The following is a 14,769-nucleotide window of genomic DNA, read 5'->3' on the forward strand; positions in this document are numbered from 1 at the left end:
AACGTCCTGGCCGTCAATGACATGGACAGACCAATACCTGTCAGGCGTGCGCCGGGCCGGAGGTTTGGATGCCGGCGGGGATGCGGTTTAGCGCCCCCCCCGACTGCCTGCGGCGCAGTGCCGGTCGGGCCGTCGGGGGGGCTTGCATCGGAGAGTTTACAGGCAGGCGGCTACAGCCGTCACAAGACTGTCTATGGCTTTTTCGCGGGCGCCTTCGCCCATGACGCCGACGCGCAGAACCTTTCCGCCCAGCGCGCCAAGGCCGCCAGCTACTTCAATCTTGTGTTCGCTGCGCAGGCGGGCGCGCAGGGCGTTGGCATCCACGCCGTCTGGCGGCACAAAAAGGTTTACCTGCGGGGCGGCCCCTTCTGTTACATAGGGTTTGAAGCCGAGTTTGCCCATGCCCCGCTTGAGACGCTCGTGCATGGCCTGATGCCGCGTAAACGAAGCTTCGAGACCCTCGGCCAGCAGATTGTCCAGAGCCTGATGCAGGCCGTAGTACATATTGATGGGCGCGGTATGATGATAGGTGCGGGGCGTGCCCTCCCAGTATTTGCGGATAAGGGTCACATCCAGATACCAGTTGGGAACTTTGGTTTTGCGCCGGGCCATGGCCTCCATGGCCGCTTCGGAAAACGAGGCGGGCGCAAGGCCGGGAGGGGTGGAAAGGCATTTTTGCGAGCCGCTGTAAAAAGCGTCGATGCCCCATTCGTCCACCCGTACGTCCACACCGCCAAGCCCCGCCACGCTGTCTACCAAAAACAGGGTGTCGCTGTTTTTAACCAGCGCGCCAAGCTCGCCCACTGGATTGTTTACACCAGTGGATGTTTCGGCATGTACTACGGCTAATATCTTGTAATTTTTTTGTTTCAGCTGTTTTTTTACGGCTTCTACAGAAATGGGAACGCCCCATGGGCAATCCACTGTATCCACCAGAGCGCCCAGGCGCGAGGCCACCTCGACCATGCGCGAGCAGAACAGGCCGTTGTTGACAATAAGTACCGGGTCGCCAGGTTCTACCAGGTTGACAAAGCAGGCTTCCATGCCGGCGGAGCCTGTGCCGGAAATGGGAAATGTTACGGCGTTGCGCGTTTTGCACACGGCGCGCAGCTGATCCTGCAATGCATCCATCACCTTGATGCAGTCGGGGTCAAGATGCCCCAGAGTCGGCAGGCTCATGGCTTCAAGCACGTTGGGGGCTACCGGGCTGGGGCCGGGGGCCATCAGAAGCACATGGTCCAGTTTTCCAAAAACCGTGGTCATGACAATCTCCTGGTTTACGTGAGGGAACCGCACGTAACAGCTCCTTGCCGGGCGCTTGCTGCAACGGCGGATAAAGCACCGTAGCACGCATATTACTGATCTGAAACAGTGCGGCAACTCGCTTGCCCGACAGCGTACTGGCGGTCGCGTGCACGGAACAAAACGCATTGTATTCATGGCGTGCATTCGCTACCTTTAAGAAAAATTCCGACAGCATGTGGCAGATAGCCGGAATTTGGCTGTGTTTTATGAATACTTTCAAACGGAGCGAGTGACAGATGAAACGCATTACCACTCTTATTTTTGCTGCCGTCTTTTTGGCGGCCTCGGCATTTTCGGCTTTTGCCGCTGAAAAGCTCGTGGTTTACACCTCCATGAAAGAATCGATCATTGGTTCTCTCAAAGAGGCCTTTGTCAAAAAATATCCTGATATAGCTATGGATTACCAGTCTGCTGGCGCGGGCAAGCTCATGGCCAAAATTGCCACCGAGCGTCAGTCGGGCAAGATTATGGCCGACATTATCTGGACCAGCGAAGTGCCGGACTTTTTTAACATGAAGGCTGAGGGGATTCTGGAAAAATACGAATCGCCCGAGTTGAAGAATGTCATCAATCCCTTCTCCGACTTTGACGGATCGTTTACCGCCATCCGGCTGGGCACGCTGGGCATTGCCTACAACAAGCGTCACGTCAAGGAGGCTCCCACCCAGTGGAGCGACATGATGAAGCCAGAATTCAAAAAGGCCTTTGGCATCGCCAACCCGGCGCTCTCCGGCACGTCGTACATGAGCATTCAGCTGCTGGTGGACAAGTTTGGCTGGCAATACATCGAAAACGTGCACAAAAACGGCGCGCGCATGGGCAAGGGCTCTGGTCAGGTCATCGACGACACCGCCTCTGGCGACCTTTTGGCCTGCATCGGCGTAGACTATATTGTGAACGATAAAATCAAGAAGGGCGCTGATCTTGCTCTGGTGTACCCGCCAGAGATGCTGGTTATCCCCAGCCCCGCAGCGATATTCAAGGGCACGCCCAACCTGGACGCCGCCAAAAAATTTGTGGATTTTTTGCTGTCTGAAGAAGGGCAGAAAATTCTGGCCGGTCAGGGAACCCTGCCTGTGCGCAAAGGTATCGTGCCCCCGGCGGAATTTGGCCTGCCCACCAGCGAGCAAGCCTTTGAACGCGGCATCAAAATTGATTACCAGCATATTTTGAGCGAAAAAGAATCCACTGTTAAAAAATTTACCGATATTATGATGTCGAAATAGCGACAGCAGTGTTGCAATTCTGCGTCTCTCTCCGGCTGACAGAAGGCGGAGGCGGCGGGGACAATTTTAGCGTCGCGCGGGCATGGCGGTTTGCGGCAGGCTGCCGACATGCCCGCGCACAGCGCAAGCGGGAAATTTCATGGCGGAAATACTTCTTGAGAGCATATCAAAATCGTTTGGCGACCATGCCGTGCTCAGGGATTTGTCCCTCGCGGTGCGAGACGGCGAATGTTTTACCCTCATCGGGCCCTCGGGGTGCGGCAAAACCGTGCTGTTGCGCATCATGGCTGGCTTTGAAACCCTTGATGCGGGCCGCATGAGCATTGGCGGCGAGTTGGTGGCCGACGCGCAGAGCGGCACGGCGTTGCCGCCGGAACAGCGCAGCCTTGGCGTGGTTTTTCAGGACTATGCCGTGTGGCCGCACATGACGGTGCGCGAAAATGTGGGCTACCCACTCAAGATAGCCCGGCGCAACCCTGCCGAAGCTGCGGCCCTGGTGCAGAAAAGCATAGACGACGTAAACCTCTCCGGCATGGAAGACCGCCTGCCCTCGCAGCTTTCTGGCGGGCAGCAGCAGCGGGTTGCCCTGGCGCGTGCGCTGGTGGCCCAACCCAGCCTGTTGCTGCTGGACGAACCGCTGAACAACCTTGATGCCAACCTGCGCGAAGAAATGCGCTTCGAAATCAAGGCGTTGCAAAAAAATCTCGGCGTCACCATCCTGTACGTCACCCACGATCAGGAAATAGCGCTGGCGATTTCTGACCGCATGGCCCTGCTGGACGAGCAGGGGGCCATACGCCAGGTGGGCACGCCGGAAGAGCTGTTTTCCGCCCCGGCGGACGAGTATGTTTTTTCTTTTTTGGGTATGAGCAATTTTTTGCGGGTGCGGGTAGACGGTGGGCTTGCGGATCTTGAGGGGCAGGGGTTCCCCCTGTCGCCCCCGGCCGGGCTGACGGGCGCGGCGCGCGTGGGCTTTCGTCCGTCTGACGTGATTCTGCGTCGCGGTGGCGATGGCTTGCGGGCTACGGTGCACCGCGCCAGCTTTTTGGGCGCGTTTACCGATTATCAGCTGGACGTATGCGGCCAGCGGGTGCGCACGGCGGTGGATACGCACGAGGCTCTGGCCCGTGATCTGCTGCTGGCGGAGGGCGATGACTGCGTCATCAGCCTGCGCGGCGCGCATTGGTTCAGTTAGCTGGTTATGCGGTTGCCGGACCGGGCATTGCCCGTTCGACGGTGCAGCGCCGGTGCAGCGCAGCCGCTGTGCAAGCTCTAGCCGCCTGGCAGGGCGGTGGGCGGTTTACTCCAAATTGGGCGGTCAGATATGCAAGCAGTAAAACAAAAGCGCTCCTGGGGCGTGGCGGAAGTTATTTTGCTTTTGTCCATCGCCATTCTTGTGATTGTGGTTGTTGTTCCGGTTGCGCTTATTTTTTTCAACGCCTTTTTTGTCAACGGACAGTTTAATGCGGCTGACCTGGTAAAAACCCTCAGCGAAGGGGAAACCTATCAGGCCCTGATGAACTCGCTGTTTATCGCCAGCGGCGTGACCCTGTGCGCCACGGCTGTGGGCACATTTTTTGCCTGGCTGGTGACCCGCACGGACATCCCCTACAAGGGATTCATGAAGAGCATGTTTCTTGTGCCCTTCATGCTGCCCTCGTTTATCGGCGCACTGGCCTGGAAGATGCTGCTCTCGCCGCGCGCGGGCTACATCAACAGGCTCTGGCGCGACATGACCGGCGCGGAAGACGCCCTGTTCAATATTTTTTCGTACGCGGGCATCATTTGCATCGAAACCATGTATCTTTTCCCCTTTGTGTTCATCCAGGTGTGCGGGGCGCTTGAGCGTATGGACCCCACGCTGGAGGAATCGGCCCGTATTTCGGGCGCGGGGCTGTTCACCATCACCCGCAAGATAACCCTGCCCCTGGTGCTGCCCAGCATCCTTTCGGGCGCGCTGCTCATCATGCTGTACTCCATGGCGCACTTTGGCACTGTGGCCGTGCTGGGCATAGAGGTGGGCATCTATAACATACCCACGCTCATTTACGAGCGTATTCACGAGAGCGCGGGCAGCTTTGCCTCCATACGCACAGGCACGGTGCTGGCTTCGGTGCTGGTGGTAACGGCTGCCCTGATCATCTGGCTGCAGCGCAAGGTGCTGGGCTCTGGCAAGTACCAGATCATCGGCGGCAAGAGTTTTCGCCCCATGGAGCTTAAGCTGCGCGGCCTGCGCACGCCGCTGTTTGCCTTTTGCCTGCTGTACATTGCCATTACCATTGTGCTGCCCACGGTGACGATCTTTCTTGTGGGCGGGCTCAAAACCTACGGCGTGCCCATTACCTGGGAGAACCTCTCGCTCGACAACTATAAATATGTGCTCTTTGAATGGGATCAAACCCAGCAGGCCATCAAAAACAGCATCGGACTGGGGCTGGCCGCAGCTACCATAACCATGTTCGCGGGCGTGATGATCTCGTACGTCATTGTAAAAATGCGGGTGCGGGGCAAGGGCATCCTGGAATTTCTGGGCATGCTGCCTTTTTCCGTCCCCGGTTCGGTCATCGCCCTGGGCGTTATCCTGGCCTGGAGCGGGCGCTTTGGGGTCAACCTTTACAACACCATATGGATTATCCTTATCGCCTACATCGCGCGGTACATGGCCTTTTCACTCAAGGCCAACTCGGCCGCGCTTGAGCAGGTGCACGACTCGCTGGTGGAGGCGGCCCGCGCCTGCGGCGCGAGCATGTGGCAGGCCCTGCGCGATATTGTGCTGCCCCTGGTGCGGCCCGGCATGGTGGCGGCATTTTTTCTCATCTTTTTGCCAGCCCTGCGCGAGCTGACTGTTTCGGTCATGCTGTACGGCACAACAAGCCGCACCATCGGCGTTGCCATCTATACGCTCAACGAAGACGGCGAAACCGTGACCTCGGCGGCGCTGGCAGGCGTTGCGCTTATCCTTATTGTTACCGGCCAGAGCATCATCAATCACTTTGCCAAGTCCAGGCAGGCCTGATCATGTCCATCTCACTGAGCAATGTTACCAAGTATTTTTGCAAGGTTAAGGCTGTTTCTTCCCTGAACCTCGAGATCGGCGACGGCGAATGCTTTTCCATGCTGGGCCCGTCTGGCTGCGGCAAAACCACTACGCTGCGCATGGTGGCTGGTTTTGAAGATCTGGACGAAGGCGAGATCAGCGTCAACGGCAAGCTGCTTTCGTCCGGCAGCAAAAAATATTATCTGCCGCCAGAAAAACGCGATTTCGGCATGGTTTTTCAGGCTTTTGCCGTGTGGCCGCACATGAGCGTGTACGAAAATGTGGCCTTTCCCCTGCGCATCAAAAAAGTCGGCGCGACAGAGCTGCACAAACGCACCACTGAGGCCCTGCAGCACACCAATCTGCTTGAGGTGGCGCAAAAAAGCCCGGCGGACCTCTCCGGCGGCGGCAAGCAGCGCGTGGCCCTGGCCAGGGCGCTGGCCATCAACCCCTCAGTCATGCTGCTGGACGAGCCGCTCTCAAGCCTTGACCCGCATCTGCGCGAAGAAATGCGCTTTGAAATCAAGGAACTGCAAAAGATTTACGGGTTTTCCATCATGTACGTCACCCACGACCAGTCGGAAGCCATGGCGCTTTCTGACCGCATTCTGGTGATGAAAAACGGCGTAGCGCAGCAGGTTGCCTCGCCGCTGGAGGTCTATACCCGGCCAGCCAACCGCTTTGTATTCAGCTTTATCGGGCTTTCAAATTTTACGGAAATGTCGGTTACGGCTACCCACATGCAGCTTGACGGCGTGAGCGCGATTTATCCTGCCGGGTGCGCGCCTGATGCTGCCATCGTGCAGGCCGGGCGGGGCATTGTTGCCAGCAGACCCAACGAAATTGACTTTACCGACGAGGGCGGAGTGCCGGGGGTCGTGGAGCGGCGTACGTTTTTGGGCGAGCAGCTTGACTATCAGGTGCGGGTGGGCGAGCAGAGCGTGCGCGTACAAAAGGGGCGCTATGACCGGGGCCCGCAGCAGGGTGAAAACTGCCGCCTGCATTTTTTGAAACCGTTGTGGTTCCCCGTGGGCGAGCAGTAGCCAACCAGGATGAAATGTTGACGTTTGCCACTAAGGCGGCCATGCGAAACATCCGGCGTTTCGCATGGCCATTTTATTTTGCGGCAGTGCATTCATCGCTTTTTTTACGCTGCCGGGTACCGTGTGGCTGGTACCCTTGGTGGGGGTGAAAAAAATTTTAACCAGCAGGCTCTCGACATGTTGTGCGCCAGCAGTGCGGAATTTAGGGCGTTAGGCGTGTATTTTGTGCTTGTGACAGCCATGTGACAAAAATTTTTTTTGAGTCTAAAGTTTTTTTAACCATCTATAATATAAGCATATACAATTTTGTAAGCCAAAATTGCCTGTTTTGGGTAAAAATTTTTGCACGATAGGGCTTGCATTGTGTTTAGGCCTTCCATATATTTGCCCCGAAGCGGGAAACCGCTCCACAGGCGTTTATATGAAACCATAGTCCCAAGCGGGGCAAAAGAAAGGAAGGATAACCATGAAAAAGATCGCTACTCTTCTGTTGGCGGCCGGACTTGTGTTCGGTGTTGCCACGGGCGCCAGCGCCATCGACTTCAAGGCCAAGGGCCAGTGGATCATGAGCTTTGACTACGGCCAGAACGGCGGCTTCACCGGCGGCGCCGGTACCACCGGTTTCGACGGTGCGCGTCGCACCCAGGGCTACCAGAGCGAAGACCAGTTTGAAGCCAAACAGCGCGTGCGCTTGCAGTTGGACGCCGTGGCTTCTGAAGCCCTGTCCGGCACCGTGTTCTTTGAAATGGGCGACCAGACCTGGGGCCGTTCCAGCCAGGGCGGCTCTCTCGGCACTGACGGCAACAACGTTGTCGAAGTGAAGAACGCCTACATCGACTGGATCGTTCCCCAGACCGACCTGAAGTTCCGCATGGGCATTCAGGGCGTGGCGCTGCCCAGCTTCACCACCAAGGCAAGCAGCATTCTTGAAGACGACGTCGCTGCCGTGACCGCCTCCTACCAGTTCAACGAAACCGTTGGCGTAACCGCCATGTGGGCTCGTCCTTACAACGACAACTACACCACCACCAACAACGTCCGCAACAACTACATGGATAATGTGGACCTGTTTGCCCTGCTGGTGCCCATGACCTTCGACGGCGTGAAAGTTACCCCCTGGGCCATGTACGGCGCCATGGGTCCCAACGCTTTCCGTAACAACAACGGTCAGTACTTTGGCAACACCGGTACCGTCGGCAACGCTGGTAACTGGATTGCTTCTGGCATGGTTCCCGTGGGCGGCGCCCTGCACAAGAACGGCACCTCTGACAACGCTCACCGTCTGACCGGCTACGGCAACGCCGTGTGGGCTGGCCTGACCGGCGAAGTGACCGCATTTGATCCCTTCCGCATCGCGTGGGATTTCAACTACGGTTCCGTTGCCTATGACAACAGCCGCCTGAACCGCGCTGGTTACCTCGGTTCTTTGCTGTTTGAATACAAGCTTGACTGGTCCATCCCCGGCTTGTACTTCTGGTACGGCTCTGGCGACGACAACAACCCGGCCAACGGTTCCGAGCGTCTGCCTTCGCTGCACGCCAACGGCAACAATGACTTCTCCAACTTTGCTTTCAACGGCAACCCCTACATCGCCCGTGAAGCCATGCTCAGCGAAACCATGGCTGGCACCTGGGGTATCGGCGCCCGCTTGAAGGACATGAGCTTCATTGAAAACCTGAAGCACACCCTGCGCTTGAATGTCATGGGCGGCACCAACAGCACCTCCATGGCTCGCTACTTCTCCGGCGGCAGCCGTTACCCCGCTGCTTCCAACTCCGGTATCGCTGGCCCCAACAGCTTCGGCTCTGCTGGTATGGATCCCCTGTACCTGACCACCAACGACACCGCCATGGAAGTTGGCCTGACCAACACCTACAAGATGTACGACAACTTCACCATCATGCTTGACGCTGCCTACATCGCCACCTGGCTTGACCAGTCCAAATCCGTGTGGGGTCACACCAACATGAACGGCCGTAACGACCAGGTTCGCGATCCTTGGAACGTCAACCTGAGCTTCGTGTACTCCTTCTAAGAGCACACCGGCCTAGTTTATCAAAGGGGGAGCCTTCGGGTTCCCCCTTTTTTTGTGCTCCACGAAATATCCTTTTGCCGGTGTCAGGGGCGGTGGCGCAGCCCGTCGACCGGAGGTTATACAGCGCGTTAAGCGGCTCCTGGCGTTTTTTGTCTCCAATGCGAGGTTCTCCCCGGGCGATGGAGCAATGCGGGCTGGGTCTGACCCATATTGCGTTGTGCTGATCGCGGCCTCGTGGTCTCTGCCGATTTTGGCCCTTGAACAACGCTGCCCCCTGCCCCCAGCATCCACAGCCGCAGCGCAGTTGCCGCTGTATTCTCTGCGCGTTTGGCCTGCCGCCTGTCGATGGCTACCTTGACCTAGCCGGGCAACTTGTTGTCCATAGTGTTGGCCGTAGTTGCCTTGCGCCCAAGTAGTTCGTACCTGCTGCGGCTTGCGGCGACACGCAGCGAAGACGGTTGGGTTTGTGTATTATCTCGCTCCTGCTGCGATTTGCGGCGACACTCCATTGCACAATCAAATATTTTCTTGCGGGTTGGGTCGGGCGCACGCCTGTACGGCGCGCAAACAGCCGATAGTGGATGTCAGTCCCCGCTCTCTCAAGTCACGGGGATGATTTCGCTCCGCCTGCACTTTTGCGGCCGAGGCCAGAGCGTTGCAATTTGGTTGTTGGCGCGCGGGCAAAGAAACGGCGCGCCCCGACACAGGGCACGCCGCAAATGCATTGCATGGGCGGCGTTGCTGCTCGCCCATGCGTTTTATCGGGTAGTGTTTAGCCAAAAAAGGCCTTGAGGTCGTCCTGCGGGTTGCTGATGCCGCCAATGCCGAACTGCTCCACCAGTACCTTGGCCACATTGGGCGAAAGAAAGGCGGGCAGCGTGGGGCCAAGGTGAATGTTTTTCACGCCAAGGGCAAGCAGGGCCAGCAGTACGATAACCGCCTTCTGCTCGTACCAGGCGATGTTGTAGACAATGGGCAGGTCGTTGATGTCGGCCAGACCAAACACTTCCTTAAGCTTGAGAGCGACCACTGCCAGCGAGTAGGAGTCGTTGCACTGGCCGGCGTCGAGCACGCGGGGGATGCCGCCGATGTCGCCGAGGTTAAGCTTGTTGTAGCGGTATTTGGCGCAACCGGCGGTGAGGATGACGGTGTCCTTCGGCAGGCCTTCGGCAAATTCGGTGTAGTACGAGCGGCCCTTGGCGCGACCGTCGCAACCGGCCATGACCACAAACTTTTTAATGGCGCCGGACTTCACGGCGTCGACAACCTTGTCGGCCAGGGCCAGCACCTGATTGTGCGCAAAGCCGCCCACAATTTCACCGCTCTCAATTTCCGTAGGCGCGGGGCAGGTCTTGGCATGGGCGATGATGGCCGAAAAATCCTTGTGCTCGCCGATTTCACCGGGGATATGCTTGCAACCCGGAAAACCCACAACGCCGGTGGTGTACACGCGGTCCTTGTAGCTGTCCTTGGGCGGCACAAGGCAGTTGGTGGTCAGCAGGATGGGGCCGTTGAACGTATCAAATTCTTCCTTCTGCTTCCACCACGCATTGCCGTAGTTGCCCTTGAAGTGGCTGAATTTTTTGAAAGCGGGGTAGTAGTGGGCGGGCAGCATTTCAGAGTGGGTGTAGACGTCCACGCCCGTGCCTTCGGTCTGTTCAAGCAGCATCTGCAGATCGCGCAGGTCGTGTCCCGAAATAAGGATGCCGGGGTTGGTTCCCACGCCGATGTTGACCCTGGTGATTTCGGGGTTGCCGTAGGTGCCGGTGTTGGCGGCGTCCAGCAGGGCCATGACGCTCACGCCCTTGTTGCCGGTTTCGAGGGTCAGGCCCACGAGGTCGGCAACAGTGAGGCTGTCGTCAAGGGTTTTGGCCAGGGCTTCCTGTAAAAAACCGTCCACGGCGGGATCGTGTTTGCCCAGCACGTCAGCGTGCTTGGCATAGGCGGCCATGCCCTTGAGGCCAAATGTGATGAGCCAGCGCAGGGAGCGCACGTCGTCGTCGCTGGTGGCAAGCACGCCCACCGTAGCGGCCTTGGCGAGCATGGCGGTTTTGTCGTCGGCTTCCCACAGGGCTGCGTCGGCCAGACCGTCGCTTGAGCCAAGCTCGGCAATCAGGGCTTTTTTGGCGGCACAGGTCTTGCGGACGCGCTCGGCGAGCATGTCGTCGTCAAAGTTGGCGTTGGTGATTGTGCAGAAAAGATTGCCGACAACCATGCGGTCAATATCGTGAGCCACAGCCTTGCCCTGTGCGCGCAACTTGGTGGCAACCTGGGCAAGGCCCTTGGTAACGTATACCAGCACATCCTGCAGGGCGGCTGTTTCGGGCTTTTTTCCGCACACGCCTATCTGGGTGCAGCCTTTGTTGCCCACGGTCTCCTGACACTGGTAGCAGAACATGGCGTTGCTCATAAAAATGTCTCCTGATGCTCCGCAAAGCGGAGGCTGCGCGGGTGATCCGCCTACGCGGCGGCCTTGGGGGGAAAAACAACGGTAAGCAGCATCTTGAAGCGCTCTTGCGCGCGTACTGCGTGAGGCTGACCAGCGGGCATGACGATAAATTCGCCTGCCTGCACCGTTTGTGACTGACCATTGATGGTCACCAGCGCCGAACCTTCAAGCACGAGCACCATGGCGTCGCCGGTGGAGGTATGGGAGCTGATTTCCTCGTTGGCATCAAAGGCAAACAGAGTGATGCCCAAAGAGGCGTTCTGGATAAGGGTCTTGCTGGCGATCTGGCCGGGTTGGCACTCAACCTGCGCGGCCAGGGGCAGCGCTGCGGCGTAGTCAAGGTTTTTGAGAATGCGTTCCATGAGGCCCTCCTTGTGTTGACGATTCCGTTCTATCAAGGCTGGGACAATGGTTCCGTACCAATTGTTACGGATGTGCAAAAAAAATAAAAAAATGGAACGGAGGTTGAATGGGTATGGAGAATAAAAACAGTACGCTAAATATTTTTCACCCGCATCAGGCAGAAAAATATTCGCAAAGAAAATTAAGTGCGGCCGGGTCGGGCACGCGTATGCTGCGCCCCTCGATGTGCAGCAGGCCTTCGTCGCGCATGGCGGCCAGCTCGCGCGAGAGAGAAGGGCGGGTTACGCCCAGATAATCCGCCATTTGTTCCCGGTTCATGGTCAGGGCAAGGCTGCCGTCCGCGCGGCGGTGCTCAAGCAGCAGGGCCGCAAGTTTACGCCGCAGGCTGCCCGAAGAAAGCAGCGAAACGCGCCGCGTCAAAAAAAATGCCTTGTGCGCAAAAATACCCAGCATGTTGCGTATCATGCGCGAATGAACCGAACAGGACTTTTCGCAGGTAGCGTAAAAAAAACGGGCTGGTATGCCCAGAACACGCACGGGCGTTTCCGCCAGTACGCTGCATCCGTAACTGGGGCGACCCAAAAAAACATGCACTTCGCCAAAAAGGTCGCCGGGGGCGTCAACGCGCGCCATAACGGCTCGCCGGCCTTCGGACGATTCGCGGCAGACGTTTACCACGCCCTCAAGCAGCACATAGAGCCTCTCAGGCGGGTCAGACTCGCCAAAAACCAGTGCCCCCTTGCCGTGCTGCTCTTCTACCGCGCCGCTGCACGCAAGGCACAGTCTGGCCTCGTGCCCGGTCATGCCCGAAAACAGGGGGGATGCTTCCAATGCTCGTTCCATGTACTCCTCAAGCGTGTGCGTATAGAATTGCTACAAGTATATCGTAAATCATATTTGTGATGCAACCGCACGTTTGTCATATTTGCGATAAAAATAAAAAAGGGGGCCGAAGCCCCCTCAATGGTTCATGTAGCCAAGCCTACAGCGACGGCATGCCCAGCAGCAGGCGGGCCGAAACCACCACCTGCATAATGACCTGCGTGATGTCCTTGACGGCCTGCATGTTTTTGGATTCTACCTTTGGCAGCACCATAACCTGATCGCCAGGCAGAATGTCGTCGCCGTTTTGCGAGACGGATCCATTCTGGTGCAGCACCAGCACCTTGTCGTGGTCCGCGCGGTTGGTGTAACCGCCAGCGCCCTTGATGTAGTCGTCCACATCCTTCTTTTTGCCCCACAGCATGGCCTGGGGCATCATAACCTCGCCGCTCACAAGCACAACGTCGCTCTTGGGCGGGATAACGATAATGTCGCCGTCTTCAAGCGACAGGTCGGCCTTGTCCGGTCCGCCGTCAAGCACCACAACGCCTTCGGGTTCCACCGTTTTGGCCCGCTCCACAAACTTGGAAACCATCTCGGCCTCTTTGGCGCGGATTGCCGCTTCGTCGGCACTGGCGGAGGAAGCCGTAAGGGCTGTTTCCTCCAGCCTGCGCAGCGAGTCGGCGATGGCCTTTTTTTGACGGGCGGCCACGCTCTTGCGCTTGATGTACATGGCCTGCAGGTTGGCCCGGCCGGGTTCGACCGCGATAAAGTTTTTCACTTCCTGCAGACGAGCTCCGCGCCGAACGGGGAAGCGCGACGCGCCGCGCACAGCGCCCTGCACCTCGACCATTATGGTGTTGCCGGGGGCGTCGGCGATAAACTGCACCTGGTCGCCGTCTTCAAGCATGAGGTTGCGCAGTTCCTTGAGCGGCAGGTAGGTGCTGTAGGGCGCACCGCTGCGCGTGCCCGAAAGGGCAATGTGCGAGGCGCTGTTCTGCGGCTCTGCAAGCTCTATCAGGGCCGCCCCCGTGGACTTGCCCTTGGGAAATTCAAATTTGGCCGGGGTGCGCACCGCGCCGATGGCGGTAACCGTGGGCCCCTTGTCGCCGACCACAAGGGTGTCGCCCTCCTGCACGCGCACGGCGGGCAAAACGCCCTTGCGTGCAAAGGGGTACAAATCAAGGTTGGCTACAGCCTTGCCGTCGCGCATAAGGCGGATATCACGGTAGCTGCCGCGCACGGGATCAAGCCCGCCAGCCTTGTCCAAAAAGCTCAGCAAAGGATCACCAGGCGTGCCGGTGTAGCGCCCTGGCCTGGTCACGCCGCCGGTAACAAAGATGGCGATGGGCCGCGCATCCAGAGGGGCCGCGTATATCTGCACATCGGCGTGGCCGTTGGCGGACAGCTTGCTGCGCAGGGCTTCGGCCAGTTTGTCGTAGCCAAGACCGGCCACGGGGATGGCCCCCACTTCGGGCACGTCCAGGTGCCCGTCGGCCGCTACGGTCAGGGTGCTGTCAACCTTGAGGTCGCCACCCCAGAGGCGCAGCACCACGCGATCGCCTGGAGCGATGATGGAGGTGTCCTTGGCGTCCTTGGCCGCGTCCTTGCTCTGCGAAAAATTGCCCTGAAACAGGTTGGCTGCATAGGGTTGCGGAGCGTTTTCAGCTCTGGCCGCGCTGGACAAGACCAGAAAAACCAGCAGAAAAGCAAATAATGTTCTGTGCGACATGGCAGTGATGATGCAATGGATTCGGGCTTGCATGGCCCCCAGAGGTGGTTCCGCAAACAGGCCGTAGCCCTTGGGTTCCGTATTCAGCCTCGCAAGGCTTTCTGTCCGTAGGCAAAGGGCAGTATGTCTGTGCTGCTCCTTGCCGAAAGGGCGGGTGGGCGCGAGGCCTGCGACCGTAACAAGTAAAGCGCACGGGCAAGGTAACCGCCGTGCGCTTCAATAAATAATCATATTTTCCCGGTTTAGCCAGAGGCAATACAGGCCCGGGCCTTTTTTGTCCGATCAAAGCCCGTTCAACACCGCGCCGCAAACCGGTTTATTGCGAGATGCCCTGGCCCCACACCCTGGGCGCCATGTTCCAGTGCCCCTTGGAATCGCGGCAGATCACAATAACCTCTGCCTCCCGCTGGCCCGAGAGCACTGTTCCGCGTTTGCAGTCTTCGCCCTTGGCGGAGGTGAACAGCTCGTCAAGGCTCACGTGCACGCCCTTGCCAAAGTCCGGGTCGTCAACAGTCGCGGTTTCACCCACGTTGGAAACAATCATGAATCCCGTAACCGGGCCGGGGGGAGTGGCTGGCTGCTCTGGCGCCCCGCCAAAGCCGCACCCGCCGAGCAGCATGATAGCTGTAACCGCGAGGCCAGAAAGACCGAGTCGCCCCTGTCTGAACAGCCCCTGCGGCAGATGTGCAAAAAGCGTTTGCATGGCATTTCCTCATAATGACCGCCGTATTCTGCTGAACACTGCGGCGTTTTCTTT

General features: G+C 58.2%; 11 protein-coding genes. 5 read left to right on the plus strand and 6 right to left on the minus strand.

All coding sequences use genetic code 11. The features are described from left to right. Window positions 1-156 precede the first annotated feature (156 nt). A complete protein-coding gene (locus tag DDIC_RS02925; protein WP_136399066.1) occupies window positions 157-1,263 on the minus strand; it encodes a pyridoxal-phosphate-dependent aminotransferase family protein in 1,107 nt (368 codons plus the stop codon). A 278-nt stretch (window positions 1,264-1,541) separates the two neighbouring features. On the opposite strand from DDIC_RS02925, the gene DDIC_RS02930 reads away from it, so the two are divergent. From DDIC_RS02930 to DDIC_RS02950, 5 genes are all read left to right on the plus strand, one after another. Then, window positions 1,542-2,531, plus strand: coding sequence for an ABC transporter substrate-binding protein (locus DDIC_RS02930; protein WP_136399067.1), 990 nt, complete (start codon window positions 1,542-1,544; stop codon window positions 2,529-2,531). Window positions 2,532-2,670: 139 nt separating this feature from the next. Then, a complete protein-coding gene (locus DDIC_RS02935; protein ID WP_136399068.1) occupies window positions 2,671-3,726 on the plus strand; it encodes an ABC transporter ATP-binding protein in 1,056 nt (351 codons plus the stop codon). Between the two features lie 129 nt (window positions 3,727-3,855). Further along, window positions 3,856-5,547, plus strand: coding sequence for an ABC transporter permease (locus tag DDIC_RS02940; RefSeq protein WP_136399069.1), 1,692 nt, complete (start codon window positions 3,856-3,858; stop codon window positions 5,545-5,547). 2 nt (window positions 5,548-5,549) lie between these two features. After that, window positions 5,550-6,611: an ABC transporter ATP-binding protein gene (locus DDIC_RS02945; protein ID WP_247647528.1), complete on the plus strand. Its 1,062-nt coding sequence runs from the start codon at window positions 5,550-5,552 to the stop codon at window positions 6,609-6,611. Window positions 6,612-7,077: 466 nt separating this feature from the next. Next, window positions 7,078-8,646 (plus strand): outer membrane homotrimeric porin, encoded by a 1,569-nt coding sequence (locus tag DDIC_RS02950; protein ID WP_168732459.1) that lies wholly within the window; start codon window positions 7,078-7,080, stop codon window positions 8,644-8,646. A 772-nt stretch (window positions 8,647-9,418) separates the two neighbouring features. Here the strand turns inward: DDIC_RS02950 and hcp are convergent. From hcp to DDIC_RS02975, 5 genes are all read right to left on the minus strand, one after another. Further along, a complete protein-coding gene (gene hcp, locus DDIC_RS02955) occupies window positions 9,419-11,044 on the minus strand; it encodes a hydroxylamine reductase (RefSeq protein WP_211088908.1) in 1,626 nt (541 codons plus the stop codon). 62 nt (window positions 11,045-11,106) lie between these two features. Beyond that, the gene (locus tag DDIC_RS02960) at window positions 11,107-11,457 is read right to left on the minus strand and encodes a cupin domain-containing protein (protein ID WP_136399071.1); all 351 of its coding nucleotides are present in this window, start codon (window positions 11,455-11,457) and stop codon (window positions 11,107-11,109) included. A gap of 154 nt (window positions 11,458-11,611) precedes the next feature. Continuing rightward, window positions 11,612-12,301, minus strand: coding sequence for a Crp/Fnr family transcriptional regulator (locus tag DDIC_RS02965; protein ID WP_136399072.1), 690 nt, complete (start codon window positions 12,299-12,301; stop codon window positions 11,612-11,614). A gap of 139 nt (window positions 12,302-12,440) precedes the next feature. Continuing rightward, a complete protein-coding gene (locus DDIC_RS02970; protein WP_247647529.1) occupies window positions 12,441-14,045 on the minus strand; it encodes a polysaccharide biosynthesis/export family protein in 1,605 nt (534 codons plus the stop codon). A gap of 283 nt (window positions 14,046-14,328) precedes the next feature. Next, window positions 14,329-14,715, minus strand: coding sequence for a DVU3141 family protein (locus DDIC_RS02975; RefSeq protein ID WP_136399073.1), 387 nt, complete (start codon window positions 14,713-14,715; stop codon window positions 14,329-14,331). Window positions 14,716-14,769: the final 54 nt, after the last annotated feature.

The organism is Desulfovibrio desulfuricans (genome assembly GCF_004801255.1).
GTDB lineage: Bacteria > Desulfobacterota > Desulfovibrionia > Desulfovibrionales > Desulfovibrionaceae > Desulfovibrio > Desulfovibrio desulfuricans_C.

What these genes read in the sequence shown, in the direction of transcription:
- DDIC_RS02970 (WP_247647529.1), bottom strand. Translation starts at nt 14,045, where the DNA reads ATGCAAGCCCGAATCCATTGCATCATCACTGCCATGTCGCACAGAACA.
- DDIC_RS02950 (WP_168732459.1), top strand. Translation starts at nt 7,078, where the DNA reads ATGAAAAAGATCGCTACTCTTCTGTTGGCGGCCGGACTTGTGTTCGGT.
- DDIC_RS02960 (WP_136399071.1), bottom strand. Translation starts at nt 11,457, where the DNA reads ATGGAACGCATTCTCAAAAACCTTGACTACGCCGCAGCGCTGCCCCTG.
- DDIC_RS02925 (WP_136399066.1), bottom strand. Translation starts at nt 1,263, where the DNA reads ATGACCACGGTTTTTGGAAAACTGGACCATGTGCTTCTGATGGCCCCC.
- DDIC_RS02940 (WP_136399069.1), top strand. Translation starts at nt 3,856, where the DNA reads ATGCAAGCAGTAAAACAAAAGCGCTCCTGGGGCGTGGCGGAAGTTATT.
- hcp (WP_211088908.1), bottom strand. Translation starts at nt 11,044, where the DNA reads ATGTTCTGCTACCAGTGTCAGGAGACCGTGGGCAACAAAGGCTGCACC.
- DDIC_RS02975 (WP_136399073.1), bottom strand. Translation starts at nt 14,715, where the DNA reads ATGCAAACGCTTTTTGCACATCTGCCGCAGGGGCTGTTCAGACAGGGG.
- DDIC_RS02945 (WP_247647528.1), top strand. Translation starts at nt 5,550, where the DNA reads ATGTCCATCTCACTGAGCAATGTTACCAAGTATTTTTGCAAGGTTAAG.
- DDIC_RS02935 (WP_136399068.1), top strand. Translation starts at nt 2,671, where the DNA reads ATGGCGGAAATACTTCTTGAGAGCATATCAAAATCGTTTGGCGACCAT.
- DDIC_RS02930 (WP_136399067.1), top strand. Translation starts at nt 1,542, where the DNA reads ATGAAACGCATTACCACTCTTATTTTTGCTGCCGTCTTTTTGGCGGCC.
- DDIC_RS02965 (WP_136399072.1), bottom strand. Translation starts at nt 12,301, where the DNA reads ATGGAACGAGCATTGGAAGCATCCCCCCTGTTTTCGGGCATGACCGGG.